General features: G+C 64.6%; 26 protein-coding genes. 14 read left to right on the forward strand and 12 right to left on the reverse strand.

The annotated features are described in order from the left end of the window. Positions 1–430: 430 nt before the first annotated feature. The 3 genes from hrpB (at position 431) to VGN93_RS00680 (ending at position 4979) form a co-directional block, all read left to right on the forward strand. Positions 431–2899: an ATP-dependent helicase HrpB gene (gene hrpB, locus VGN93_RS00670; RefSeq protein ID WP_327505923.1), complete on the forward strand. Its 2469-nt coding sequence runs from the start codon at positions 431–433 to the stop codon at positions 2897–2899. A gap of 128 nt (positions 2900–3027) precedes the next feature. Further along, positions 3028–4329, forward strand: coding sequence for an ActS/PrrB/RegB family redox-sensitive histidine kinase (locus VGN93_RS00675; RefSeq protein ID WP_319323660.1), 1302 nt, complete (start codon positions 3028–3030; stop codon positions 4327–4329). Positions 4330–4406: 77 nt separating this feature from the next. Next, positions 4407–4979, forward strand: coding sequence for an ActR/PrrA/RegA family redox response regulator transcription factor (locus tag VGN93_RS00680; protein WP_319323659.1), 573 nt, complete (start codon positions 4407–4409; stop codon positions 4977–4979). Positions 4980–4983: 4 nt separating this feature from the next. On the opposite strand, the gene VGN93_RS00685 is transcribed toward VGN93_RS00680, so the two are convergent. Continuing rightward, positions 4984–5514: an MmcB family DNA repair protein gene (locus tag VGN93_RS00685; protein ID WP_327505924.1), complete on the reverse strand. Its 531-nt coding sequence runs from the start codon at positions 5512–5514 to the stop codon at positions 4984–4986. A gap of 387 nt (positions 5515–5901) precedes the next feature. Between VGN93_RS00685 and VGN93_RS00690 the strand changes: the two genes are divergently transcribed. Further along, complete coding sequence (locus VGN93_RS00690) at positions 5902–6564, forward strand: L,D-transpeptidase (protein WP_319323657.1); 663 nt, start codon at positions 5902–5904, stop codon at positions 6562–6564. A gap of 73 nt (positions 6565–6637) precedes the next feature. On the opposite strand, the gene VGN93_RS00695 is transcribed toward VGN93_RS00690, so the two are convergent. Both VGN93_RS00695 and VGN93_RS00700 read right to left on the reverse strand, forming a co-directional pair. Beyond that, positions 6638–8797 (reverse strand): malate synthase G, encoded by a 2160-nt coding sequence (locus tag VGN93_RS00695; protein ID WP_327505925.1) that lies wholly within the window; start codon positions 8795–8797, stop codon positions 6638–6640. 138 nt (positions 8798–8935) lie between these two features. After that, positions 8936–10939, reverse strand: a complete 2004-nt coding sequence (locus tag VGN93_RS00700; protein ID WP_327505926.1) for a hydantoinase/oxoprolinase family protein — start codon at positions 10937–10939, stop codon at positions 8936–8938. Between the two features lie 139 nt (positions 10940–11078). Here VGN93_RS00700 and VGN93_RS00705 point away from each other — a divergent pair, with 139 nt between their 5' ends. Then, positions 11079–11630, forward strand: a complete 552-nt coding sequence (locus VGN93_RS00705; protein WP_327505927.1) for a hypothetical protein — start codon at positions 11079–11081, stop codon at positions 11628–11630. Here VGN93_RS00705 and VGN93_RS00710 read toward each other — a convergent pair. From VGN93_RS00710 to hslV, 5 genes are all read right to left on the reverse strand, one after another. Continuing rightward, on the reverse strand, positions 11575–12984 hold the full coding sequence (locus VGN93_RS00710) for a cytochrome P450 (protein WP_327505928.1): 1410 nt from the start codon (positions 12982–12984) through the stop codon (positions 11575–11577). The genes VGN93_RS00705 and VGN93_RS00710 overlap by 56 nt on opposite strands. Before the next feature lie 56 nt (positions 12985–13040). Beyond that, positions 13041–13976 carry a DUF1402 family protein gene (locus VGN93_RS00715; protein WP_414713975.1) on the reverse strand — a complete coding sequence of 312 codons (936 nt, stop codon included), beginning with the start codon at positions 13974–13976 and terminating at the stop codon, positions 13041–13043. A 192-nt stretch (positions 13977–14168) separates the two neighbouring features. Next, positions 14169–15479 carry an ATP-dependent protease ATPase subunit HslU gene (gene hslU / locus VGN93_RS00720; RefSeq protein WP_327505929.1) on the reverse strand — a complete coding sequence of 437 codons (1311 nt, stop codon included), beginning with the start codon at positions 15477–15479 and terminating at the stop codon, positions 14169–14171. Beyond that, a complete protein-coding gene (locus VGN93_RS00725; RefSeq protein ID WP_327505930.1) occupies positions 15476–16018 on the reverse strand; it encodes a GNAT family N-acetyltransferase in 543 nt (180 codons plus the stop codon). The genes hslU and VGN93_RS00725 overlap by 4 nt, the downstream gene beginning before the upstream one ends. Continuing rightward, positions 16008–16565, reverse strand: coding sequence for an ATP-dependent protease subunit HslV (gene hslV / locus VGN93_RS00730; protein WP_327505931.1), 558 nt, complete (start codon positions 16563–16565; stop codon positions 16008–16010). Before hslV ends, VGN93_RS00725 begins: the two co-directional genes overlap by 11 nt. A 193-nt stretch (positions 16566–16758) precedes the next feature. Here hslV and VGN93_RS00735 point away from each other — a divergent pair, with 193 nt between their 5' ends. Genes VGN93_RS00735 through coaA form a run of 8 tightly spaced genes read left to right on the forward strand, consistent with a single transcriptional unit; the run spans position 16759 to position 21629 of the window. Beyond that, positions 16759–17037 (forward strand): hypothetical protein, encoded by a 279-nt coding sequence (locus VGN93_RS00735; protein WP_327505999.1) that lies wholly within the window; start codon positions 16759–16761, stop codon positions 17035–17037. Positions 17038–17054: 17 nt separating this feature from the next. After that, on the forward strand, positions 17055–17648 hold the full coding sequence (hisB, locus tag VGN93_RS00740; RefSeq protein ID WP_327505932.1) for an imidazoleglycerol-phosphate dehydratase HisB: 594 nt from the start codon (positions 17055–17057) through the stop codon (positions 17646–17648). A gap of 26 nt (positions 17649–17674) precedes the next feature. Then, positions 17675–18151 (forward strand): DUF2628 domain-containing protein, encoded by a 477-nt coding sequence (locus VGN93_RS00745; RefSeq protein WP_327505933.1) that lies wholly within the window; start codon positions 17675–17677, stop codon positions 18149–18151. A gap of 1 nt (position 18152) precedes the next feature. Beyond that, entirely contained in the window at positions 18153–18794 is a 642-nt protein-coding gene (gene hisH / locus VGN93_RS00750; protein WP_327505934.1) for an imidazole glycerol phosphate synthase subunit HisH, read from the forward strand. Between the two features lies 1 nt (position 18795). Beyond that, positions 18796–19530 carry a 1-(5-phosphoribosyl)-5-[(5-phosphoribosylamino)methylideneamino]imidazole-4-carboxamide isomerase gene (gene hisA, locus VGN93_RS00755; protein WP_327505935.1) on the forward strand — a complete coding sequence of 245 codons (735 nt, stop codon included), beginning with the start codon at positions 18796–18798 and terminating at the stop codon, positions 19528–19530. Beyond that, entirely contained in the window at positions 19527–20303 is a 777-nt protein-coding gene (hisF, locus tag VGN93_RS00760; protein WP_319323646.1) for an imidazole glycerol phosphate synthase subunit HisF, read from the forward strand. The genes hisA and hisF overlap by 4 nt, the downstream gene beginning before the upstream one ends. A 10-nt stretch (positions 20304–20313) precedes the next feature. Continuing rightward, the gene (locus tag VGN93_RS00765) at positions 20314–20634 is read left to right on the forward strand and encodes a phosphoribosyl-ATP diphosphatase (RefSeq protein WP_327505936.1); all 321 of its coding nucleotides are present in this window, start codon (positions 20314–20316) and stop codon (positions 20632–20634) included. Next, entirely contained in the window at positions 20634–21629 is a 996-nt protein-coding gene (coaA, locus tag VGN93_RS00770; protein ID WP_327505937.1) for a type I pantothenate kinase, read from the forward strand. Before VGN93_RS00765 ends, coaA begins: the two co-directional genes overlap by 1 nt. 18 nt (positions 21630–21647) lie before the next feature. Here coaA and VGN93_RS00775 read toward each other — a convergent pair whose 3' ends face one another. The 4 genes from VGN93_RS00775 to VGN93_RS00790 form a co-directional block, all read right to left on the reverse strand. Continuing rightward, positions 21648–22259 (reverse strand): alpha-ketoglutarate-dependent dioxygenase AlkB, encoded by a 612-nt coding sequence (locus tag VGN93_RS00775; protein ID WP_327505938.1) that lies wholly within the window; start codon positions 22257–22259, stop codon positions 21648–21650. Continuing rightward, on the reverse strand, positions 22256–22768 hold the full coding sequence (lysM, locus tag VGN93_RS00780) for a peptidoglycan-binding protein LysM (protein WP_256120416.1): 513 nt from the start codon (positions 22766–22768) through the stop codon (positions 22256–22258). The genes VGN93_RS00775 and lysM overlap by 4 nt, the downstream gene beginning before the upstream one ends. Positions 22769–22875: 107 nt before the next feature. Beyond that, positions 22876–23310: an alternative ribosome rescue aminoacyl-tRNA hydrolase ArfB gene (arfB, locus tag VGN93_RS00785; RefSeq protein ID WP_327505939.1), complete on the reverse strand. Its 435-nt coding sequence runs from the start codon at positions 23308–23310 to the stop codon at positions 22876–22878. 174 nt (positions 23311–23484) lie between these two features. After that, positions 23485–25095: a phosphoenolpyruvate carboxykinase gene (locus VGN93_RS00790; protein WP_327505940.1), complete on the reverse strand. Its 1611-nt coding sequence runs from the start codon at positions 25093–25095 to the stop codon at positions 23485–23487. 313 nt (positions 25096–25408) lie between these two features. Here VGN93_RS00790 and VGN93_RS00795 point away from each other — a divergent pair, with 313 nt between their 5' ends. Next, on the forward strand, positions 25409–26140 hold the full coding sequence (locus VGN93_RS00795; protein WP_256120419.1) for a response regulator transcription factor: 732 nt from the start codon (positions 25409–25411) through the stop codon (positions 26138–26140). Positions 26141–26203: the final 63 nt, after the last annotated feature.

Below are 26203 nucleotides of genomic sequence, written 5' to 3' on the forward strand. Positions count from 1 at the left end.
CGAAAACCACCCGAACCAAATCAGGCTCAATTCTCACCAGCTCCGTCAGGAAACCCTAGAGCGAGTTCGTCGGCCGCCAGAAGCGCCGCCGCTCTCGTTCGATGAGCGGGTTATAAGCCCACCCACATGAACACGTCAACACCACAGAACAAGAAAAATCAAAAAAGTGATAAGGCGTTGAAAAGATAGGGAATTCTTGCTTGGTTAACGTCTCCACGGTCTTGGCGGCACCGAAACACCGGTAAAATCTTGTCCAGATGGTCAAAATGGCATGACAAAACCATGACGGACGTTCCGGCTCCTCGCGCGGGCTTTATGCACCTCTTCTCTCGGCACCGCCGGCGGGCTATTCAGGCGGGGAAACGAGACCGGAGAGACGCATGTCCGCCCTCTATATAGATGCCATTTTCGACGAAGGGGTTCTCTAGGAATGGCGTCGGTCATCGATACGCTGCCGCACCTCCCGGTCACCGAGGCGCTGCCAACGCTCGGCGCAGCCCTTGCCGCGGGGACACGCGCGGTGCTCTCCGCGCCGCCCGGCGCCGGCAAGACGACGCTGGTGCCGCTCTTCCTTCTTGGCGAGGCCTGGCGGGACGACGGGCGGATCATCCTGCTCGAACCGCGCCGGCTGGCGGCGCGCGCGGCGGCGGGCCGCATGGCCGCCCTTCTCGGCGAGCGGGTCGGCGATACCGTCGGTTATCGCATGCGGCTCGACAACCGCGTTTCCGCGAAGACCCGTATAGAGGTGGTGACCGAAGGCGTTTTCGCCCGCATGATCCTCGATGATCCGGAATTGCCCGGTATCGCCGCCGTGCTTTTCGACGAATTCCACGAGCGCTCGCTCGATGCGGATTTCGGTCTGGCGCTGGCGCTCGACGTGCAGGCGGCGCTGCGCGAGGACCTGCGCATCCTCGTCATGTCGGCGACGCTGGATGTTGAGCGCGTGTCGGCGCTGCTCGACCATCCGCCGGCGATCGTCAGCGAGGGGCGCGCGTTTTCGGTGGACGTGCGCTACCAGGACCGGCCGGCCGGCGAGCGCATAGAGGATAGCATGGCGCGCGCCATTATAGAGGCGCATCGCCAGGAGAGCGGGTCGATCCTCGCCTTCCTGCCGGGGCAGGCCGAGATCACCCGCACGGCGGAGCGGCTCGAAGGCCGGTTCGGGGCGGAGACGGTGGTGGTGCCGCTCTTCGGCAATCTGAGCCAGAAGGAACAGGACGCCGCGATCCAGCCCACGTCTGCCGGCATGCGAAAGATCGTGCTGGCAACGTCGATTGCCGAAACCTCGATCACCATCGACGGCGTGCGCATCGTCATCGACAGCGGCCTGCAGCGCCTGCCGGTGTTCGAGGCGGCGACCGGCATCACGCGGCTCGATACGGTGCGCGTGTCGCGCGCCTCCGCCGACCAGCGCGCCGGGCGCGCCGGGCGAACGGAACCGGGCATCGCGATCCGGCTGTGGCATGCCGGGCAGACAGCGGCGCTGCCGGCCTTTACGCCGCCGCAGATCCTGTCGAGCGACCTTTCCGGCTTCATGCTCGATCTCGCCCATTGGGGGGTGAGCGATCCCGCCGCCCTCCGCCTCGTCGACCAGCCCCCGGCGGCGGCGGTGGAAGAGGCGCGCAACCTGCTGCGCCTGCTCGGCGCGCTCGACGCGGCCGGCGCGCTGACGCCGGCCGGCAAACGCATCCGCGAGCTGGCGCTGCCGCCGCGGCTGGCCGCGATGATCCTGCATGCGGCTGAGGATGGCGAACAGGCCGCGGCCGCGCGGCTTGCCGTGCTGCTCACCGAACAGGGGCTTGGCGGTCCGGCCATCGACATCGAGGAGCGCTTGCGGCGTTTTTCCAACGAGCGGGGCGAACGGGCGGAGGCGGCGAGGCGGCTGGCGAGCCGCATGGCGGATGGTTTCGGCAAGGTCGCGGGGAGTGCGGCGAGCATGCCGGGCGCACTGCTGCTGCATGCCTTTCCGGACCGGGTCGCCCTGCAACGGGGCGGCCGGGGGCGGTTCGTCATGGCGAACGGGCGCGGCGCGGAATTGCCGGAGACCGAACGGCTTGCCGGCGCGCAGATGATCGTCGTGGCCGATCTCACCGGCCAGGCCGGGCGCCAGCGCATTCTTGCCGCGGCGGAAATCGACCGCGCCGAGGTGGAAGCCGGGCTTGCGGAGAAGATCGTGCGCGAGGACCAGTGCGTCTTCGATCGCGCCAGCCGGCAGGTGCGGGCGCGAAGAGTCGTTCGCCTCGGCGCGATGATTCTCGAAGAGGCGCCGCTTCCCCGGCCGAGCGGGCCGAAGGCGGCGCTGGCGCTCGCCGACGGTGTTCGCCAGCTCGGCCTTCAGGTCCTGCCGTTTTCCCGCGAGGCGGCGCAGTTGCGCGACCGGATCGGCTTTCTGCATCGCTCGATCGGCGACCCCTGGCCGGATACCAGCGACGACGCGCTACTCGCCGCGCTCGAAACCTGGTTCGTGCCGTTCCAGGAAACGGCGCGCGGCATCGACGACATTTCATCGGCGCGGCTCCAGGAGGGACTGATGGCGCTGGTGCCCTATGAAGTGCAGCGCGATCTCGCGCGGCTGGCGCCCACCCATTTCGAGGCGCCGACCGGTCAGCGCCACCCGATCCGCTATGATGGCGAGGAGCCGGTGCTCGCGATCCGCGTGCAGGAACTGTTCGGGCTGAAGCAGCATCCTTCCGTCGCGGGCGGGCGGCTGCCGCTGCTTCTCGAACTGCAATCGCCGGCGCACCGGCTGATCCAGACGACGCGCGACCTTCCCGGTTTCTGGATGGGCTCCTGGCGCGACGTGCGCGCGGACATGCGCGGGCGTTACCCCAGGCATCCCTGGCCGGAGGACCCGGCCGAGGCCATGCCGACGACGCGCGTCAAGCCGCGCGGCACGTGATAGAGCATTTCCAGCCGAAGCGGCATCGCTTCGGCGTCGGATAATGCGGCAGAACAAAACCTGGAGCATGTCCGGTGAACCGGAATTCACCGGACATGCTCCAGGAAGAGAGCGGAAAGGACGGCGGGATGGCATTCTATCAGGATATCGACTTCGAGGGCTCCGGCCGGCGCCTGCGCCTCGAGACGATCATCCGGCTGCGCTGGCTGGCTGTGGCCGGGCAGTCGATCACGGTCATCGTCGTCGGCCTGTGGCTGGAGTTTCCGCTGCCGCTGCTGCCGGCTTCCGTGCTGATCGCGCTTCTGGCGGCGGTGAACTTCTTCCTGGCGGTGCGCTTTCCGCCGGCGCACCGGCTGACGCCGCTTTCCGCCTTCCTGCTGCTCGCCTTCGACCTCTGCCAGCTGACCGCGCTGCTCTTCATCACCGGCGGGCTTGCCAATCCCTTTGCGCCGCTCGTCTGCGTGCCCGTCATCATCTCGTCCTCGCTCCAGCCGATCCGTTTCAGCCTGCCGCTCGGCCTGCTCTCGGTGTTCGGCATCACGGCGATGGCCTTTACGCCCTTTCCGCTGCCGTGGTTTCCGGGCACGGTGCTGGTCGTTCCACCGATCCTGACGGCCGGCCTGTGGTTCGCCATCGTCTCGACCACCGCCTTCGCCGCCTTCTATTCCTATCGTGTGTCGCGCGAGGCGGCGGAGCTTTCCGATGCGCTGGCGGCGACCGAGCTCATTCTCCAGCGCGAAAAACACCTCTCGCAGCTCGATGGTCTGGCGGCGGCGGCGGCGCATGAACTGGGCACGCCGCTCGCCACGATCAGCGTCGTGGCACGCGAGATGGAGCGCGAGCTCGGCACGGACGACCGGTTTCGCGAGGACGTGCAGCTGCTGCGCAGCCAGAGCGAGCGCTGCCGCGACATTCTCCGCCGGCTCACCACGCTCTCGGCCGAGGACGAGGCACATATGCGGGTGCTGCCGCTCTCCTCGCTTCTGGAAGAGGTGCTGGCGCCGCATCGCGAGTTCGGCATCCGGCTCAACCTGGTGGAAAACGGCGAGCGGGCGAGCGAGCCGGTCGGCAACCGCAACCCCGGTATCCTTTACGGCCTCGGCAACCTTCTCGAAAACGCTGTCGACCATGCGCGCGAGGAGGTGACCGTCACCGTCAGCCATACGGCGGAGCGGGTGACTATTGTCATCGAGGACGACGGCGACGGTTATGCGGCGGATATTCTCCAGCGCATCGGCGACCCCTATGTCACCAAGCGCCAGCGCGACGAGCGGGCGGGCGGGCTGGGCCTCGGCCTGTTCATCGCCAAGACGCTGCTCGAACGTTCCGGCGCCAAATTGACCTTCGGCAACCGCACCGGCGACCGGCCGGGGGCGCGGGTATCGGTCGATTGGCCGCGGGCGCGCATGGAGGCCAAGGGTGCAAAATGACTTTACCCGCCCCATCTTACGGGCGATAAGCTGATCCTGATCAAGAATGGACGAAAATCGGCCTCGGAAGACGAAAAATGGCAGAAAACAGCGATACACCCATCACGGCAACCGACGATATCGGGCCGGACCCTTCGCTTCTCGTCGTCGATGACGACGGCCCGTTCCTGCGTCGGCTCGCGCGCGCCTTGGAGGCGCGCGGCTTCACCGTCGACACCGCCGAATCGGTGGCTGAAGGTATCGCCAAGGCCAAGACGAACCCGCCGAAATATGCGGTCGTCGATCTGAGGCTCGGTGACGGCAGCGGCCTCGACGTGATCGCCGCCATCCGCCAGCGCCGCGACGACACGCGCATCATCATGCTGACCGGCTACGGCAATATCGCCACCGCCGTGAACGCGGTGAAGCTCGGCGCGGTCGACTATCTCGCCAAGCCGGCCGATGCGGACGACATCTTCGCCGCGCTGACGCAGCGCCCCGGCGAGCGGGTGGAACTGCCGGAAAACCCGATGTCGGCGGATCGCGTGCGCTGGGAGCATATCCAGCGCGTCTATGAAATGTGCGACCGCAACGTTTCGGAGACGGCGCGCCGCCTCAACATGCACCGCCGTACCCTCCAGCGCATCCTCGCAAAGCGCGCGCCGAAGTAACCCCTCAAGCGGGTTCGTCGCGCCGTCCCGAGACGATGGCGGACATGTCCGGCCCGTCGCGCCGGGCATCCATGGAAAATTCCGCCAGCAGCAGGCGGCCGGCGGCGACGCGGGCGAAGGCGAAGGTCACGGACTTTCGCGTCGGCGGCGGCAGGCGGTGTTCCGGCGCCTCGCGCAGCATATGCGCGCCGTAGCCGTCCGACAGGATCAGGCCGCAATCCTCCGGGAAGATGTCGAGCGGCACCTCCTTGTGGGTGGCGAAGAACAGCCGGTCGCAATGGCGCCGGTAATCCGGCCATTTGCGGTCCACCTTGAAATCCTCGATCGACGTCTTGATCTCGACGATCCAGATCTCGCCTTTGTCGGACAGGCTGATGAGATCGGCGCGCCGGCCGCTGGCAAGCGTCAGCTCGGGCAGCACCGCGTGGCGCATCTCCGTCAGCATGCGCTGCACGCCGCGGCGCACCATCATGGCGCGGTCGGACTGGCGGCCGTCGAGCAGCGGATTGTCATTGTGAATGGAGACGATCGTCATGGGAGTTCAACCTCGGCGAATCGCATTTTATCGCGAAATGGGGCCGACGGGTTCTGCGGCCGGAGAAAAAGTTAAGTCGGCTTCCCGATTCACCGTCCCGGGAAGACTTCGTTAACTGCGCCCGGCGGTTCCTGTGCGGCTTCGGGCCAGCGGGCGAGAAGACCATTGAACGGACCGCGCGGGCATGCTTGGCATGGCACGGATGTGGCGAAAGCGGCCGATAGACGGGCATTATTGTTGCAAAAAAACAATCACCCGTCTTTTTGCCTTGGCTGGAGCCCGCACCGAAGCGTGCAGACTTGCATTGACAGGTTTAATCGAAAATAAACCATAGTTGATAAAAGCTCCGCGCCTCGGAACTTCTTAATCCCTATTCAAGAGAATCACATGCGCTTCCGCAATGTCCTCCTTCTGTGCGGCCTCGCAGCAGCCGTCACGCTCGCCGGGTGCTCTTCCTCCTCCACGTCCCTTCCGGGCGAAAAGGTGGCAACCAATGCTATCTTTACCGCGGATTATGGCCCTGTTGAGGACAACGGCTATGCTCTGCCGGCGATTCCGATCGCGCGCGTCAATACCAAGTTCCACCGGCAGATCGTCGATTACGCGACGAAGGAAAAGCCCGGCACGATCATCGTCAACACGCCGAACCGCTTCCTGTATTACGTGCTGCCCGGCGGCAAGGCCGTGCGATACGGCATCGGCGTCGGCAAGTCGGGCTTTGCCTGGCAGGGCGAGGCCTACATCGCCTGGAAGCAGGAATGGCCGACCTGGCATCCGCCGCAGGAAATGGCCGACCGTCGCCCGGACGTCGCACGCTACGTCAAGGACGGCATGGGACCGGGTCTGAAGAACCCGCTCGGCGCGCGCGCACTCTATCTCTTCAACGCGAAGGGCCAGGACACGCTGTTCCGCCTGCACGGCACGCCGGAATGGGCGTCCATCGGCACGGCCGCTTCGTCCGGCTGCATTCGCCTGATGAACCAGGACATCATCGACCTCTACAAGCGCGTGCGTCCCGGCCAGGGTGCCCGCGTCGTCGTCCAGCAGTAAGCGGAAAAAATCCGCTTAAGGAAGAAGCCGCCGGAGCGATCCGGCGGCTTCTTTTTTTGTCACATCCATTTTATCAGGCGTTTGCAGCCTTGAGTTCGAGGCGGCGGCGGTGCAGGACCGGCTCGGTATAGCCGTTCGGCTGCTCGCGGCCCTTGAGCACGAGTTCCAGGGCGGCCTGGAAGGCGATCGAGCCGTCGAAATTGCCGGCCATCGGCTGGTACAGCGGGTCGCCTGCATTCTGCCCGTCGACGACCGCGGCCATGCGCTGCATGGTCTCGACGATCTGGGCTTGCGTCACCACGCCGTGGTGCAGCCAGTTCGCCATGTGCTGGGCGGAGATGCGCAGCGTCGCGCGGTCCTCCATCAGGCCGACATCGTTGATATCAGGCACCTTGGAGCAGCCGACGCCCTGGTCGACCCAGCGCACGACGTAACCGAGGATGCCCTGCGCATTGTTGTCGAGCTCGCGCTGGATTTCCTCCGGCGTCCAGTTCGGCCGCACGGCGACCGGCACCGACAGGATATCGGCGAGTTTTGCCCGCGGGCGCGACCGCAACATGGCCTGCACCTCGGCGACATTGACCTTGTGATAATGCGTGGCATGCAGCGTCGCCGCCGTCGGCGACGGCACCCAGGCGGTGTTGGCGCCGGCCTTCGGATGCGCGATCTTCTGTTCCAGCATGGCGGCCATCAGGTCCGGCATGGCCCACATGCCCTTGCCGATCTGCGCATGGCCGGACAGGCCGCATTCGAGCCCGATATCGACGTTCCAGTTCTCATAGGCACCGATCCAGGCGGCCTGCTTCATGTCGCCCTTGCGGATCATCGGACCCGCTTCCATCGAGGTGTGGATCTCGTCGCCGGTGCGGTCGAGGAAGCCGGTATTGATGAAAACCACACGCTCCTTGGCAGCGCGGATCGCCTCCTTGAGGTTGATCGTCGTGCGGCGCTCCTCGTCCATGATGCCCATCTTCATGGTGTTCGGCGCCATGCCGACGGCGGCCTCGACGCGGCCGAACAGTTTTGACGCGAAGGCGACCTCTTCCGGCCCGTGCATCTTCGGCTTGACGACATACATCGAGCCCTCGCGCGAATTCTTGCGGCGGCCGTTCGGGCCGATGTCGTGCAGCGCGATCAGCGCCGTCACCATCGCGTCCATGATGCCTTCCGGCACCTCGTTGCCGTCGCGGTCGCGGATCGCCGGATTGGTCATCAGGTGGCCGACATTGCGCACCAGCATCAGCGAGCGGCATTTTACCTCGAAGGGCGAGCCGTCCGGCGCGGTATAGGTGAAATCGTCGTAGAGCTTGCGCTCGATCGTCTTGTCGCCCTTCCGGACGTTTTCCGTCAGGTCGCCCTTCATCAGGCCGAGCCAGTTGCGATAGACGAGGACCTTGTCCTCGGCATCGACGGCGGCGACCGAATCCTCGCAGTCCATGATCGTCGTCAGCGCGGCCTCGATGTTGACGCCGGCAATGCCGGCCGGATCGGTCTTGCCGATCTCCCAGCCGCGGTTGACGAGGATCTCGATGCCGAGACCATTGTTCTTGAGAAGCACATGGCGCCAGTCCTCGTGCTCCGCATGGCCGGCATATTGTTCCGGCCGCTTCAGCGAGACGGCACGGTCGCCAGCCGTGAGATGCAGTTCCGCGCCGGCCTCGATGCCGGTAATATCGGCCCAGCGGGCGTCGGCGAGCGGTGCGGCCTCGTCGAGAAAAGCCTTGGCCCAGGCGATGACTTTTTCGCCGCGCTTCGGATTGTAGCCTTTGCCCTTTTCCGCGCCGTCCGTTTCGGGGATCACGTCCGTGCCGTAGAGCGCGTCATAGAGCGAACCCCAGCGCGCATTGGCGGCGTTCAGCGCATAGCGCGCATTCATGACGGGCACGACGAGCTGCGGGCCTGCGAGACTGGCGATTTCCGGATCGACGTTTTCCGTCGTCACCTGGAATTCGCCGCCCTCCGGCAGAAGGTAGCCGATCTCACGCAGGAACGCTTCATAGACCGCCATGTCCGACGGCGCGCCGTTTTCGCGATACCAGGCGTCGATCTTCTCCTGAAGCGCGTCGCGTTTGGCGAGCAGCGCGCGGTTTTCCGGCGCAAGGTCATGCACGATCGCGGAGAAGTCGGCAAAGAAGCGTTCTGCGTCCACGCCCGTGCCGGGAAGGGCCTCCGTGACGATGAAGTCGTGAAGGGCGCTGTCGATCGAAAGACCGGCTTTGTCGGTATAAGTCATCTGAAAAGGCTCCGAATGACGGGACGATGGGGGAGTATCCCGAATGCTGCCACTTTCCGGAGCTTTCATTCATAGTCAATTCGGCAATGACATAAAGAATTTATTCCCGAACGGATAAAATCATACATTTAGGCCGTTTCACGCCTCTTCGGCGATACGCGGCCGGCCGCTTGCCGTGGCGGTAAAACGCGCCTCGACGAGCTTGCGGCTGCCCTCGACCTCGGGCGCGTCGATCTCCTCGCCGAGCGTCACCACCGGCTCGTCCGCGCCGTTGGCCCGGGCGGCATGCAGCGCCGCCGTCATCGCCCGTTCCTTGGCAAGCGAAAAGGCGGCGGCCTCGTCGATGAGGCGCACGCTCTCGCCCGCACCATTGACGATGAAAATGCCCTCGTCCGGCATGGTCACGAAGACCGTGACGACGGTGCGCACCTGGCCAACGACGGCGCCCACGGCATTCGCCACGCCGGCATCGGCCGGAATGGAGGACTGCGCGCCGAGCATCTCGGCAATATCGGGATAATAGACCGGCGCGGAAGCGCCGAGGCCGACCAGCGGCCGGTCGAGCGCGATGCGGAATTTCACGATGCCCGGAGCACGATGCAGCGCACGATCGATCGAGATGGAATTGGCCGGATCGATCGCCGCCCCGTCATCGGCAAGGCAGGCGGAGAGAATGACATCCGCCGACTGGCGGGTGAGCCGGTCGACCAGCAGGCGCGCCAGCACTTCCGGGCTTTCGGCGATCGGCCGGCCGGTGCCGTCCTTGGTGCGCGCGGCAAGCTCCAGGCCGAGGCGGGCGGCCACCGCGTCCCATTGGCCCTGGCCGCCGAGCACATGCATGGCATCGGACGGCGTGATGCCGCAGAGATGCACGAGGCCGCGCGCGACCAGCCGGTCGAGCGTCGCCTTTTGCAGCGTGGTGACGAGCAGACCGTCGAGCGGCAGCGGCACCGCACCGATCTTTTCGTAAAGCGCCTGTTCCTGCGGCTGGAGGCCGCTCGCCAGCCGCTCCGGCACGCCGGTGCGCACGGCAAAACGCCCGTCATGGCGGCCCATATGCGGCGTCCGCAGCTGACGCTCCAGCACGGGAATGATCGCGTCGGGATGCAGTGCGGAGGCGAGGCTCAAGGGCAGGAAGCGGCGCGGGCCGAGATCGATCTTCGCCTTCAGGCCGCGATCATTGATGCGCACCTCCGAATCGCCGCCGAGCCCGAAGGTCCGCATGGCGACCGCCTCGACCATGGTGCGATAGCCGCCGACGACGGCGCCCTCCGCATCGAGCTTCGGCCGCCCCTTGTCGAGCACCGCCACATCCGTCGTCGTGCCGCCGATATCCGAGACGACGGCATCGTCCAGCCCCGTCAGGTGCCGCGCACCGACCAGGCTTGCCGCCGGACCGGAGAGGATCGTCTCGATCGGGCGCAGCCGCGCCTCGGCCGCCGAGATCAGCGCGCCGTCACCGCGCACCACCATCATCGGCACATGGATGCCGCGGCGTTCCAGATAATCCTCGCAAGCGCCGATCAGCCGGTCGATCATCGAGACGAGGCGGGCATTGAGCAGGGTCGTCAGCGCACGGCGCGGGCCGCCGAGCTTGGAGGAGAGTTCGTGGCTGCAGGTGACGGGCAGGTGCGACACGGTGCGGATGCGGTCGCGCACCCGCACTTCATGCGCCGGGTTGCGCACGGCGAAATAGCCGGCGACGGCGAAGGAGGAGACATTCTGCGACAGGACCGGCAACGCGTCGTCCAGCGCCGTCATGTCGAGCGGCGTCTCGTTGCCGTGCACATTGTGGCCGCCGGGCAGAAACAGCACCGGATCGTTGCCGAGCGCATCGGCAAGCCCGTCGCGCTTCAGGTCTTCCGGGCCGAAGCCGATCATCACCAGGCCAGCGCGGCCGCCCTGGCCTTCGACCAGCGCATTGGTGGCGAGCGTCGTGGACAGCGACACGAGGCCGATGGCGGAAACCGGGGCCTTCGCCTCGGCCAGCACCGCCTCCACCGCGCCGGAAATGCCGACCGACAGATCGTGACGCGTGGTGAGCGCCTTGGCGCGGGCGATGACGCCCCTTGTTTCGCTGTAGAGCACGGCATCGGTATAGGTGCCGCCGGTATCGATGCCGAGTAACAACTGGTCTGCCACGAGAATTCTTCCGGACTTCCTGACGAGCCTTTTCAAAGCCGGGCCTTTTCAAAGCGGCCTGGAATGGTGTTATTGCATGTCCGAACCAATTGCCACCATTCCACCGGCGACATGCGGTGAAAGAACGGGGAGCTTGCCAGTGATCGATTTCTCCACCCGAAAGCCGCTTGCCGTCGCACTTCTTCTCGGTGCGGCCCTTCTTGCCGGCGGCCTGCCGGCGCTGGCCCAGGAAGAGGACGAAGAGCAATACGAGGCGCAGATCCCGGCCGTTTCGATCTACAAGGCGATGCTGGATGCCAACAAGCAGACGGGCTGGGTGCAGTTCCGCAACTTCGCCGACCAGCAGCTGATCTATTTCACCGCCTTGCAGACCATGCATTGCCGGCTGTCGGAAATCCGCTATTCGATCAATTCCGAGACGCTCGACCAGCGCTTTCCGCTCGCCAAATGCGATCCGGAACTGCCTTTCAACCTGCCGTCGGACGACAGCCAGAACTGGCTCTATCTCGGCCTGAAGCCCGGCGAGGCGCAGACGATCGCCGTGCAGGCCGTCTGGGACGACGGCAGCGGCAGCGAGATCGTCGTCTACCAGCCCTGCAAGAACCCGGAGGCGACCTGCGCCTCGATCAAGACGATCAAGAAGGGGAAGAAGCGGGCCGACGAGCCGTCACCCGCAACGCCAGTCCGTTAGAAGGCTGCGTCGTCAGGCGCTGCACCGGCCAGGGCTTCGTGTCCTCCGTCATGTCGAAGCGGAAGCGGTGCATCAGCACGCCGAGCGCGATGATCGCCTCCTGCATGGCGAAGGTGGCGCCGATGCAGATGCGCGGGCCGGCGCCGAAGGGCAGGTACTGAAAACGGTGGATGCTGTCGCGGTTCTCCGGCAGGAAGCGTTCCGGCATGAAGGCGCGCGGCTTCTGCCAGAGCAGCGAATGGCGATGCAGCGTCCAGGGCATGACGAGGATGGTGACATCCTTGGGGATCTCGACCCGCTCGCCCTTCGGGCTCGTCCAGACGTCGTCGGAAATCGCCTCGCGGTTGATCGAGGGGGCCGGCGGATAGAGCCGCATCGCCTCCTCGAAGGCGGCGCGCGTCCAGGGCATCAGCTCCAGCCATTCCACCGGATCAGCGCCCGTCGCTATTACCTGGTCGATCTCCGCTTCCATGGCGTCACGCACATGCGGGCTGTTGGACACGCAATAGAGCGTCCAGGCAAGTGCGCGCGCCGTCGTCTCATGGCCGGCGCCGATGAAGGTGAGGATATTGTCCTCGATCTCCTCCATGCCGAGCCCATCCGGCCCCGCCGCACGCAAGAGCAGCGTAAGGAAATCGTTCGGCGCCCTGTCCGCATCGCTTTCCATGCGCTTCTGCCGCACCTCCATCGTATCGCGCACGATGCGGCGGAATTTGCCGAGCACCTTCGCGCCGCCGATCCGCGTGATCCGCGGCACCCAGGCGGGGGCGCGCAAGAGGTCCATCGGATCGACGCGGCCCATGGAGTGCAAGAGATCGTCCACGTCGTCGGCGAAATTGTTGGAGGAGGTGACGATCTCGCCGGAAAACAGCGTTTCGGAGAGGATGGCGAAGGCCAGCTCCGTCATGTCGTTGCCGATATCGAAGACCGTGCCGTCCGCGCCCTCGTAGTTTTCGGCATATTTCTCCGACTGCGCCAGCATCTGGCTGGCAAAACCCTTGGCGTGACGCGGCGTGAAGATCGGCGCGACCGCCTTGCGCGAACGACGCCACACGGCACCCTCGGCGGTCAGCAGGCCGTCGCGCAGGATCGGGCGCAGCACGAGCTGGCGCACCACGGCCATCTTGTAGTTCTGGGCATTGTCGACGAGCAGGTATTTGATGAGGCCGGGATCGTTGACGATCAGCGTCTTCTCGCCGAAGAAACTCGTCATGATCCAGGGCAGCGTATAGGAGGGCTCGCCCCAGAGTTCCAGCGGATTGCGGAACACGGTGCGTATGATCTCGAGCTTCGACGGCGGCACCGTGCGCGGAATGGGCGCCGGCGGTTCGAACGGCTCGGGACGCATGTCCATGATCTGCCTCCTTGGGCTCGGCTCGTGCACAGACTGGGCCGACAGGTAGGCGAAAGTTAGAGCAGCGAGCGCAGCTCCGCCAGTTTGTCGTTGATCAGCCAGCCGTAATAGTTCTCTTCCGGCCAGGTCGCCTCACCGCTCGCGCGGCGGGCGGCGAAGGTGGCGGCGCGGGCATCGGGGTTGCCGATATTGTAGAGCGTCGCCGTCAGGCCGGGGTTCTTCGAAATGTCGACGCCGGCGATCTTTTTATACGCATCGATCGAGCGGCGGATCGAGGCCGCCATATAGGCAAGCGAGATATCCGGATCCATGATCGCCTTGTAGACGCCAGCCGCATCCGCCTCGTCGAGCCGCTCGTAGCCGGAAATGCGCGCGACGTCGTCGGTCAGCGTCAGCGCCGTCAGTGGGTTGATCTGGCCGAGGCCAAAGGTCTGGCCGGCATAGAAGGGCTGGAAGAACACCGCGCTGAAGCGGTTGTTCGGGAAGGACGTGCCGCCGACCGTGCGGCCCTTGAAGCTCCGGTTCCACACCGTTTCGCGGCAGGTCCAGAGCGAATAGGAGCCTTTTTTATCGGCGCATTTCGAGAATTCGGGCCGATCGACAAAGTCCGCGACGGATTCGCCGTCATAGGCGAAGCGGAAAGAGCCGGTATAGGACGCCGCCTTCACATAATAGCTCTGCAGCCGGTCATAGGCGTCGACATTGTAGGTGTGCTCGCCGACGATGGCGCCGACCATGTGGATGGGATCGATGCCGTATTTGCCGGCCACCGACCTGATCTTGCCGGTCAGCTCCCCGTCATTGGCAAGAAGATCGCGCACCTTCTCGTATTTCGCGTCGAAGGAGGTCTTTCCCGCCTTGGTGCGGCGCACGGAGGCGCCCGGGATGTTCGGCTGCTCGGCATTGCGGTTGCCGGCCGGCACCACGTCGATCGCCAGCGCCACGGTCTGGCTCTGGACAAAAAGAGCGGCTGCTAGGGCAAGCACAGGGATGAGCTGTCGCACGGTTCCGGTTCCCGTCTGATCACATATCGGCGAATGGCGCGAGACCGATGCAACGCAATGATGTCGGAATGATGCCAAGGCGTGGCATTGACCTAGGCCGCGGCATCGTTGCTGTCGAGGCCCCTTCCCGTCAAAACTCCGGCACCGGTGGCGGCATCTGCCGCCACCGGTGCCGAAACGTCACAGAATGTAGCGCGAGAGGTCCGTATTGGCCGCCAGCGCACCGACATGTTTGCGCACATAGTCCGCGTCGATGACGAGGTTGTTGCCCGGCTTGTCCGGCGCCTCGAAGGAGATCTCGTCGAGCACCCGCTCCATCACCGTCTGGAGACGCCGCGCGCCGATATTCTCGACGCTGGAATTGAGCTGCACGGCGACGTCGGCCAGCGCATCGAGCGCGTCCTCGGTGAAATCCAGCGTGACGCCTTCCGTCTCCATCAGCGCCTTGTACTGGCGGATGAGGCTTGCCTCCGTCTCCGTCAGGATACGGCGGAAGTCCTCCTTCGTCAGCGCCTTGAGCTCGACGCGGATCGGCAGGCGGCCCTGCAGTTCCGGCAGCAGGTCCGAGGGCTTCGAGACATGGAAGGCGCCCGACGCGATGAAGAGGATATGGTCCGTCTTCACCGGCCCGTACTTCGTCGCAACCGTCGTGCCTTCGACGAGCGGCAGCAGGTCGCGCTGCACGCCTTCGCGGGACACACCGGCGCCCATGCCGCCGTCACGCGCGGCGATCTTGTCGATCTCGTCGATGAAGACGATGCCGTCGTTTTCGGCCGAGTGCACCGCCTCGCGCTGGATCTGCTCGTTGTCGAGCAGCTTGTCGGATTCGTCGTCGACCAGGATCTTGTAGCTATCCTTGACCGTCGTCTTGACCTTCTTGGTGCGGCCGCCCATCGCCTTGCCGAACATTTCGGACAGGTTCAAGACGCCGATATTGGCGCCCGGCATGCCGGGGATCTCGAAACCGCCGGGCATGCCGCCCGCGCTATCCGCGACGTCGACCTCGATTTCCTTGTCATCCAGCTCGTTGTTGCGCAGCTTCTTGCGGAAACTGTCGCGCGTCGCCGGCGAGGCGGTGGCGCCGACGAGGGCATCGAGCACCCGTTCCTCGGCATTCATATGGGCTTTTGCCGTCACCTCGGCGCGCTTCTTCTCGCGCACCAGGCCGATGCCGACCTCGACGAGGTCGCGCACGATCTGCTCGACATCGCGGCCGACATAGCCGACCTCGGTGAATTTGGTGGCCTCGACCTTGACGAAGGGCGCGCCGGCAAGCTTCGCCAGGCGCCTCGAAATCTCGGTCTTGCCGACGCCGGTCGGGCCGATCATCAGGATGTTCTTCGGCATCACCTCGTCGCGCAGGTCCGGCTCCAGCTGGTGGCGACGCCAGCGGTTGCGGAGCGCGATGGCCACGGCGCGCTTGGCGTCGTGCTGGCCGATGATGTAGCGGTCGAGTTCGGAGACGATCTCGCGGGGGGAAAAGTTGGTCATGATATCTCGTTCGCTTTCGGGTCGAATTGCATGATCAGCGCCTCGGCGCCGGTGCGGCCTTCCAGTTGCGGAACCGGCCGGAAACCGGCCTTGGCATAGGCACGAACCGCGCGCGCATTGGCGGGATCGGGGTCGATGATGATGGTCTCGTGGCCGAGCCCACGCAGATAGGCGACGAAGGCGGTGAGCGCCGCGGAGCCGATGCCCTGCGAGAGCTTGTCCGCATCGCCGATCGAAAGATCGACGCCGACAGCCTCGGGCGCGAGCTCCAGGAGCCAGGGATTGTCCTTCGTCCATTCCTCGTTCTGGTGGTGGCCGAGAAACCAGACTTGAATATAGCCGACCGGCTCCCCGTCGAGCGTGATGAGGAAGGGACGCGTCGTGTCCCTGCCCTCCACCATCTCGCGGATGAAGCCGATTTCCTCGTCGGGATCGCCCCACCATTCCCGCACATGCGGCTCATTCAGCCACGCGAGAAGCAGCGGGTAATGCTTCTCTCCCACGGGAGAAAAGCCGATCCGGGCGGGATCAAGCGGCATCCAGCGTCTCCACCACGACATTGTGGTTGGTATAGACGCAGATGTCGCCGGCAATCTGCATGGCGCGGCGCGCAATGTCTTCGGCCGACCTGTCCGTGTCCATCAGCGCGCGGGCGGCGGCATAGGCATAGTTGCCGCCGGAGCCGATCGCCATGGTGCCGTGCTCGGGCTCCAGCACGTCGCCGTTGCCGGTCAGCGCCAGCGTGACGGACTTGTCGGCAACCAGCATCATGGCTTCCAGCCGGCGCAGGTAGCGGTCGGTCCGCCAGTCCTTGGCAAGCTCGACGGCAGCGCGCATCAGCTGGTCGGGGTACTGTTCGAGCTTGGATTCGAGCCGTTCGAGCAGCGTGAAGGCGTCAGCGGTGGCGCCGGCAAATCCGGCGATCACATCGCCCTCGCCGAGCCTGCGGACCTTGCGCGCATTGCCCTTCATCACCGTCTGGCCAAGGCTCACCTGGCCGTCGCCCGCCATGACCACCTTGCAGTCCTTGCGGACGGTGATGATCGTCGTGGCGTGCATGGAAGCGTAAGGATTGTGTTCACTCATCGATAGACCTTTGGATGGACCTCAGAAGGCCCGGCATCCCGGGCGTGGCGCCGCCAGCGAGGCGGCCTCGTTGTCCTCTATGTAAGCGGCGTTTGCGCAATTGCAAACGGCAGGGCGTATGGGCGCCAGGTTCGAAAAAAGCCCTTGCTTTCTCCACGCGATGAGCAGGTTATGGGCTCCCATCAACTGGAGGATGAACGGCAATGGCAAAGGGTCAGGTCCGCAGCAACAAGGAAACCCGAAAACCCAAGAAGGACAAGGCCGCCCCAAAGGCCGCGCCGACGCTGGGTTCGCAGGTCAAGAACAGCGAAAGCGCGACAAAAAAGAAATGAATGGTGCCGGCGAAAGCCGGCTTCGTTCTTTCGGGGCCTCTATCGCCTGCCGGGCGACCGGCAGCGCGGTTCTGGTCTGCCTTCTGAAAACCTCAGCAGACTGGCGTTTTGTGAAGAGCCCTGTTAAGGAGCGGCGGTAAAATTACCGGAGACTGCAATGAGCCGCACCGCCAGCGTTTCGCGCAAGACGAACGAGACCTCCGTATCGGTCGCCGTCAATATCGACGGCACCGGCGCATCGACCATTTCGACCGGCGTCGGCTTCTTCGATCATATGCTGGACCAGCTCTCGCGCCATTCGCTGATCGACATGGAGATCAAGACCGAGGGCGACCTGCATGTCGACGATCACCACACGGTGGAAGACACCGGCATCGCCATCGGCCAGGCGATCGCGAAAGCACTCGGCGACCGTCGCGGCATCACCCGATATGCCTCGCTGGATCTCGCCATGGATGAGACGATGACGCGGGCCGCGGTGGATGTCTCCGGCCGCCCCTTCCTCGTCTGGAACGTCAATTTCTCCGCCCCGAAGATCGGCACCTTCGACACCGAGCTGGTGCGCGAATTCTTCAACGCGCTCGCCCAGCATGCCGGCATCACGCTGCATATCCAGAACATCTACGGCGCCAACAACCATCATATCTCGGAGACGTGCTTCAAAGCCGTCGCGCGCGTGCTGCGCACCGCGACCGAGATCGATCCCCGCCAGGCGGGCCGCGTTCCCTCGACGAAGGGTTCGCTGGCCTGATCCAGAGGCATAGCTGGAGGCCGTCGATGGCCGCGTTCCTCGTTCTGATACCGCCGGGCGCCAAGGCAGGCGACGAAAAAGCCCGTTTCCTGCGCGACCGATTTTCCTGGCTCGCCTTGCTGCTGCCGGTGTTCTGGCTGCTCTGGCAGCGCGCCTGGCTGGCGGCGGCCCTCGCCTTTGCCGCACAGTCGCTCGGCTCGGCGGTCATGGAACATCCGCACCTCGGCTTTGCCGGTCTCGGCATTTCGCTTGCCACCGGCGTTCTCGTCGCGCTCGAAGGCCCCTCCATGATCGTGGCCGGCCTGGAGCGGAAGGGCTGGACGCTCGACAGGGTGATTGCCGCCGACGACCTCGCGATGGCGGAAGAGATTTACTACATGGATAACCAGACCGGCGACGCCCCGGCGCGCGAAAGCGCCCGGACCGTGCTGCCGGCATCGGAAACCTCGACGCGCCGGCACGCTCCCATGCTCGGCCTCACCGGTTTCGGGGAAGGACGCTGACATGCGCGTTGCAATCATCGACTACGGATCGGGCAATCTGCGCTCGGCCACCAAGGCTTTCGAACGCGCGGCCCGCGAGGCCGGTATCGATGCCGAGATCGACCTGACGGACAAGGCGGAGCGCGTCGCCGGCGCCGACCGCATCGTGCTGCCCGGCGTGGGCGCCTATGCCGATTGCCGCCGCGGCCTCGATGCCGTGCCCGGCATGGTGGAGGCGCTGCGCGAGACGGTCGAGGCGAAGGCCCGTCCGTTCCTCGGCGTGTGCGTCGGCATGCAGCTGATGTCCTCGCGCGGCCTCGAAAAGACCACGACCGAGGGCCTCGGCTGGATCAAGGGCGACGTCGTGCTGATGACGCCGGACGATGCGGCCCTGAAAATCCCGCAGATCGGCTGGAACACGCTCGACCGCAAGCGCGCGCACCCGTTGTTCGACGGCATACCGGAAACGCTGCACGCCTATTTCGTGCATTCCTATCATCTCGCCGCGGAAAATCCGGACGACGTGGTCGCCACCGTCGATTACGGCGGCCCGATGACCGCCTTCGTCGCCAACGGCAACAAGGCCGGCGCGCAGTTCCATCCGGAAAAGAGCCAGACGCTCGGCCTCGCCCTCATCACCAATTTCCTGCGCTGGAAGCCGTAACATGATCCTCTTTCCCGCCATCGACCTGAAAGACGGCCAGTGCGTGCGCCTCAAGCTCGGCGACATGGACCAGGCCACCGTCTACAATCCCGACCCGGCCGCCCAGGCGAAAGCCTTCGAAGACCAGGGTTTCGAATGGCTGCACGTCGTCGATCTCAACGGCGCCTTCGCCGGCGAGAGCGTGAACGGCGCCGCCGTCGATGCGATCCTCAAGGCGACGAAGAACCCGGTGCAGCTCGGCGGCGGCATCCGCACGCTCGATCATATCGAGAGCTGGCTGGCGCGCGGCCTTTCCCGCGTCATCCTCGGCACCGTTGCCGTGCGCGATCCGGCGCTCGTCATCGAGGCCTGCAAGCAGTTTCCCGGAAAAGTCGCCGTCGGCATCGATGCGAAGGGCGGCAAGGTTGCCGTCGAGGGCTGGGCGGAAGCCTCCGAACTCGGCGTGATCGAGCTCGCGCGGAAATTCGAAGGCGCCGGCGTCGCGGCGATCATCTACACGGATATCGACCGCGACGGCATTCTCGCCGGCATCAACTGGGCGTCCACGCTGGAACTCGCCGACGCCGTTTCCATTCCCGTCATCGCCTCCGGCGGCCTTGCCTCGATGGACGACATCCGCCGCCTTGTCGCGCCGGATGCCCGCAAGCTCGAAGGCGCGATTTCCGGCCGGGCGCTCTATGACGGCCGGATCGACCCGGCCGAAGCGCTTGCCGTGATCCGGGGAGGTGCCGCATGACCCTCAAAGCCCGCGTCATCCCCTGCCTCGACGTCAAGGACGGCCGCGTCGTCAAGGGCGTCAGCTTCGTCAACCTGGTCGATGCCGGCGATCCCGTCGAATCGGCCAAGGCCTATGATGCGGCCGGTGCCGACGAGCTCTGCTTCCTCGACATCACCGCCTCCGCCGACAACCGCGACACGATCTTCGACGTCGTGGCGCGCACGGCGGAACATTGCTTCATGCCGCTCACCGTCGGTGGCGGCGTGCGGGCGGTCGCGGATATCCGCAAGCTGCTGCTGGCAGGCGCCGACAAGGTCTCGATCAATTCGGCCGCCGTCGCCAATCCGGATTTCGTCGCGGAAGCCGCCGACAAGTTCGGCAACCAGTGCATCGTCGTGTCGATCGATTCGAAGAAGGTTTCGGCCGAGGGCGAAGAGGACCGCTGGGAAATCTTCACCCATGGCGGTCGCAAGCCGACCGGCATCGATGCCGTCGCCTTCGCTGAAAAGATGGTGGAGCGCGGCGCCGGCGAATTGTTGCTGACCTCGATGGACCGCGACGGCCAGAAGGGCGGCTACGACATCGCGCTGACCCGCACCATCGCCGACCGGGTTTCGGTGCCGGTCATCGCGTCCGGCGGTGTCGGCAATCTCGACCATCTCGTCGAGGGCGTGCGCGACGGCCATGCGACGGCGGTGCTCGCCGCCTCCATCTTCCACTTCGGCACCTATACCGTCGGCGAAGCCAAGCGCTACATGGCGGAGCATGGCATCGCCATGCGGCTCGACTGAGGAGAGAGCGATGACCGATTTTTCCCTTGCCGATCTGGAGCGCATCGTCGACGCCCGCTCGCAGGCCGATCCGAGCGCTTCCTGGACGGCAAAGCTCGTTGCGGCCGGACAGGCAAAAGCGGCAAAAAAGCTCGGTGAAGAGGCCGTCGAGACCGTTATCGCGGCAATCGAGGGCGAAAAGGCCGCTTTGACGAGCGAAACGGCCGATTTGCTCTATCATCTGATGGTCGTATTGAAAATCGGCGGCGTCCCGTTACAAGATGTCATGGGGGAGCTGGAACGGCGTACAAGCCAGTCCGGCCTAGTGGAGAAGGCCAGCCGGAAAAGTTGATGATCCAGGCAGCGCGCGACAAGGACCAGGCGGATATTCCGGACGATTTCGGCAACCGCGACTATTCTCCCTACCGCTTCTTCTCGGCAGACGAATGGGCGCATTTCCGGGCCGACACGCCTTTGACGCTCACGGGCGACGAGGTGCAGCGGCTGCGTTCGCTGAACGACCCGATCGACCTCGACGAGGTGCGGCGCATCTATCTTTCGCTGTCGCGCCTGCTCTCGGCCCATGTCGAATCCTCGCAGATGCTGTTCGAGCAGCGCAAGCGCTTCCTCAGCCTCTCCGACGAGGCGAAGACGCCCTATGTTATCGGCATTGCGGGCTCGGTCGCCGTCGGCAAATCGACCACGGCGCGTATCTTGGCGGAGCTGCTCGCCCGCTGGCCGTCGAGCCCGAAGGTCGATCTCGTGACGACCGACGGTTTCCTCTATCCGAACGCCGTGCTCCAGCGCGAAGACATGATGGACCGCAAGGGTTTCCCGGAGAGCTACGACATCGGCGCGCTGCTGCGCTTCCTCTCGGCGATCAAGGCCGGCAAGCCGAACGTCAAGGCGCCGACCTATTCGCACCTGACCTACGACGTGCTGCCCAATGCCTTCCGCACCATCGACCGGCCGGATATCCTGATCTTCGAGGGCATCAACGTCCTCCAGTCGCGCAACCTGCCGGCCGACGGCAAGATCGTGCCGATGGTCTCCGACTTCTTCGATTTCTCGATCTATATCGACGCGGAAGAGAGCCTGATTCACACCTGGTACGTGGACCGTTTCATGCGGCTGCGCGACACGGCCTTCAAGAATCCGGATTCCTACTTCCATCGCTACGCGACGATCAGCGAGACGGCCGCGCTGGCGATCGCGGAAGGCCTCTGGCACAATATCAACCTGAAGAACCTGCACCAGAACATCCTGCCGACGCGCCCGCGCGCCGACCTGATCCTGCAGAAGGGCGAGAACCACCTGATCGAAACGGTGGCTTTGCGCAAATTGTAAGCCGGCTTACGGCCAAGGTTACGGATTGACGCGGCGAAGCGTCAGGTTGATGCGCCCGGCGCTCTTCAACAGCGTCGACGTGCCCGGATAGATGCGATCCACCCCGTGGAAAATCAGCCGGTTCTCGCCGCCGAACACAAAGACGTCGCCGCTCGATAGCCGGAAGGAACGGGTCGGATCGCTGCGTGAAACGCCGCCGACGCGAAACAGGCACTGATCCCCCAGCGAGACGGACACGACGGGCGCGCCGAACTCGCTTTCGTCGCGGTCCTGGTGCAGCCCCATCTTGGCATCGGGATCGTAGAAGTTGACGAGGCAGGCTTCCGGCGGTTTTTCGAAGCCGGAAACCGCGTCCCACAAGGCGAGGAGCGCATCGGGAATGGCGGGCCAGGGGCGGCCGGTCTCGGGATGGGTCGGCTGGTAGCGGTAGCCGTTGTCCTTGTCGGTCACCCAGCCGAGCGGCCCGCAATTGGTCATGCGCACCGACATCGGCTTGCCGGTTTTCGGCATGCGCGGCACGAAAAGCGGCGCCTCGGCCACGACCTCTCTTATGGCCGCGACAAGGGCCTCCTGCGCCGGGCGATCAAAATGGTCGGGGAAATAGTGCAGCCCCGCGGCGAGAAGGCTCACGCTTCCGCCAGGTCCGGAATGCGCAGCACCTGGCCGGGATAGATCTTGTCCGGGTGGGAGAGCATGGGGCGGTTGGCGTCGAAGATCAGGGTGTGCTTGGCGCCCTTGCCCTTGCCGTAATAGGCCTCGGCGATCTTCCAGAGGTTGTCGCCCTTCTTGACCGTGTGCAGGGTCGGGTCATTGGCGGGCGCGGAGACCTTCAGCAGTTCCGCCAGATCGATTTTTTCGAGCTTCAGGCCGGAATCGGCCGGCACGACCTTGAGATCGGCGGCTTCGACCTTGGAAATACCCAGCGTGTTGCCGACGGCGATGACCGCCTTTTCGAAGGCCGTCTGGTCGGCGACCACGCCCTTCAGCACACATTTGTCGCCCTCGACGGAGACTTCGACCTTCTGCGTGCCGAGATCGAAGGAATCGAGCTCCTTCTTGACCGCACTTGCTTCCGGCGCTTCGTCGTCGCCGATGCCGAGCTTCTTGCCGGCGTTCTTGATAAAGCTGAAGAGACCCATGACTACCTCCCGATTTTTTTGGTCTGTTTTTTTGAACTAAAGCAGAGCCTTTCCGCGAAGGAAAGGGTTCGTTTCACTCTCATTCATAAACGGCCAAGTTGCGGCAATCATTCGCCGCCGGGCTTCGCTCGATTGCGTTTTACGTCGGAACGGCCGGATTTTTCCTTGAGCCGGCGTTCCACCGAACCCTTCGTCGGCCTGGTCTTCCTGCGCACCGGCGGCGGCGGTTCGGCGGCTTTCACGATCAGTTCCTTCAGCCGCTCGCGCGCATCCTCGCGATTGCGCTCCTGGCTGCGAAAGCGGTTCGCCTCGATCAGCAGCACGCCCTCCTTGGAAAGCCGGCGGCCGGCGAGCTTTTCGGCATTCGCCTTCACTCGATCGTCCAGCGACGGCGAGTTGCGCAGGTCGAAGAACAGCTGCACCGCCGTCGAGACCTTGTTGACGTTCTGGCCGCCCGGACCGCCGGCCAGCACGAACTGTTCGGTCAGCTCCCAACCGGCAATCGTGATGGAGCTTTTGATATAGAGGGGGTCGCTGGCCATGGATGTTCCTTTCCACGCCGTTTTAGAGCAATTCCAGCAAAAGTGCATCGCGGTTTTGCGTGCGGAATTGCGCAGAAACAAAAGGATAGGCGATCGCGGAAACGGGAAGCCGGCGCAGGCAACGAAAAACCCGGCCGCGAGGACCGGGTTTCACGTGAATCATCGGAGAAAAGCTTATTCCGCGGCGATCTTCAGGCCGGGTGCGGCATCGCGCACGCCGCCGTCCACATGGTTTTCGAACTTTTCGAAGTTCGCGATGAACATGTCGACGAGTTTCTGGGCCTGCTTGTCGTAGGCGGCACCGTTTGCCCAGGTCGAGCGCGGGTCGAGGATCTTCGTGTCCACGCCCGGCACCGAGACGGGCACCTGGAAGCCGAAATTGTCGTCGCGGCGGAACAGCGCGTCCTTCAGCGAGCCGTCGAGAGCGCTTGCCAGCAGCGTGCGGGTCGCCTTGATCGGCATGCGGCGGCCTTCGCCATAGGCGCCGCCGGTCCAGCCGGTGTTGACCAGCCAGCAATCGACGCCGTGTTCGGCGATCAGTTCCTTCAGCAGGTTGCCGTAAACCGTCGGGTGGCGCGGCATGAAGGGGGCGCCGAAGCAGGTCGAGAAGGTGGCTTCCGGCTCGGTCACGCCACGCTCCGTGCCGGCGACCTTGGCGGTGTAGCCGGAGAGGAAGTGGTACATGGCCTGGTCGGGCGTGAGCTTCGCGATCGGCGGCATCACGCCGAAGGCATCGGCCGTCAGCATGATGATGGTCTTCGGATGCGGCGCGCGGCCGGTGTCGCTGGCATTCGGGATGAAATCCAGCGGATAGGCGCAGCGGGTGTTTTCCGTCAGCGAACCGTCGTTGAAGTCCGGAACGCCGTTCGCGTCGAGCACGACGTTTTCCAGAACGGAGCCGAAACGCTGCGTCGTCGCATAGATTTCCGGCTCGGCTTCGGCCGAAAGGCGGATCGCCTTGGCGTAGCAGCCGCCTTCGAAGTTGAAGATGCCGTTTTCGCCCCAGCCATGTTCGTCGTCGCCGACCAGCGTACGGCTCGGGTCTGCCGACAGCGTCGTCTTGCCGGTGCCGGACAGGCCGAAGAACACGGCGGCGTCGCCATCCGGGCCGACATTGGCCGAGCAGTGCATCGGCATGACCTTTTCCGACGGCAGCAGCCAGTTCAGAACGGTGAAGACCGACTTCTTCATCTCGCCGGCATAGAAGGTGCCGGCGATCAGCACGATGCCGCGCGTCAGGTCGCAGGCGATCATGGTTTCGGTGCGCGCACCATGGCGCTCCGGATCGGCCTTGAAGGTCGGCAGGTCGATGATGGTGAGTTTTGGCGCGAAACCCGCAAGATCGGACTCGTCCGGGCGGATGAGCAGGTTGCGGATGAACAGCGAATGCCAGGCGAGTTCCGTGACGACGCGGGTCGGCAGCGCATAGGCTGTGTCGGCGCCGCCGATCAGATCCTGCACGAAGAGGTCACGGTCGGCGGCGTGCGCCAGCATGTCGGCATGCAGCGCGTCGAAATGCGCGCGCGACACGGCCTTGTTGTTGTCCCACCAGATGGCGCCTTCGGTGTTTTCGTCGCGCACGACGAACTTGTCCTTCGGCGAGCGGCCGGTGTGCTGGCCGGTGAGCGCACGCAGCGCCCCATGCGCGGTCTTGACAGCTTCGCCGCGGCCGAGCGCCTCTTCGTAAAGAGCCTCTGCTGCAAAGTTGTACCGGACCGTGCCGTTGGTGTGGATACCCATCGCGGTGAGCCCCTGAGCGGGGTTGCGAACGCCAAGTTCCTGCATGGTCCAGTTTTCCTCCAAGGCGACAAGACTGGTGTGGATTTTCCGGGAAGCTAATCCGGGACTGTCACAAAGACAAGAGGAAAGTAGAATTTTTGCAATGATATCAATTATTTAATCGATTTAAATATTTGTCTTACTTTTTTAATCGTTTGAATAATCGATTTAAAAATGACTCGCGCAGTGCGCCCGAAACGTCTCCCTTTATCTTTGCCACAATTTGTTCCACCTTTATCCCCAAGGAGGCGCATCACATCCAGGACAGGAAGACGATCCGAGGTCGGGAAAGACGCCCATGAATATGGAGACTAACAGGATGCAGACGATCGCACTCGTTGACGACGACCGGAATATTCTGACATCCGTGTCGATCGCTCTGGAGGCAGAGGGCTACAAGGTCGAGACCTATACGGACGGCGCCTCGGCGCTCGACGGGCTTCTCGCCCGCCCGCCGCATCTTGCCATCTTCGACATCAAGATGCCGCGCATGGACGGCATGGAGCTGTTGCGGCGGCTGCGCCAGAAGTCGGACATCCCGGTGATCTTCCTCACCTCGAAGGACGAGGAGATCGACGAACTGTTCGGCCTGAAGATGGGCGCCGACGACTTCATCACCAAGCCCTTCTCGCAGCGCCTGCTCGTCGAGCGCGTCAAGGCGATCCTGCGCCGGGCCTCCAGCCGCGAGGCGGCTGCCGCTTCCGGTGGCACCGGCAATGCGGCCAAGGCCGGCGAAATCGCGGCCCGCTCGCTGGAACGCGGCCAGCTCGTCATGGACCAGGAGCGCCACACCTGCACCTGGAAGGGCGAGCCGGTCACGCTGACCGTCACCGAATTCCTTATCCTGCATTCGCTGGCCCAGCGCCCGGGCGTCGTGAAGAGCCGCGATTCGCTGATGGATGCGGCCTATGACGAACAGGTTTATGTCGACGACCGCACCATCGACAGCCACATCAAGCGGCTGCGCAAGAAGTTCAAGATGGTCGATACCGACTTCGACATGATCGAAACGCTCTACGGCGTCGGCTACCGTTTTCGCGAGACCGCCTGAGGCGCGATTTCGCTTGCATGAACCGCGGCAGCGATGGCATGCCGCGGTCGGCGGCCTCGTGCC

Source organism: Shinella sp. (assembly GCF_035998705.1).
In the GTDB taxonomy this organism is placed as follows: Bacteria; Pseudomonadota; Alphaproteobacteria; order Rhizobiales; family Rhizobiaceae; genus Shinella.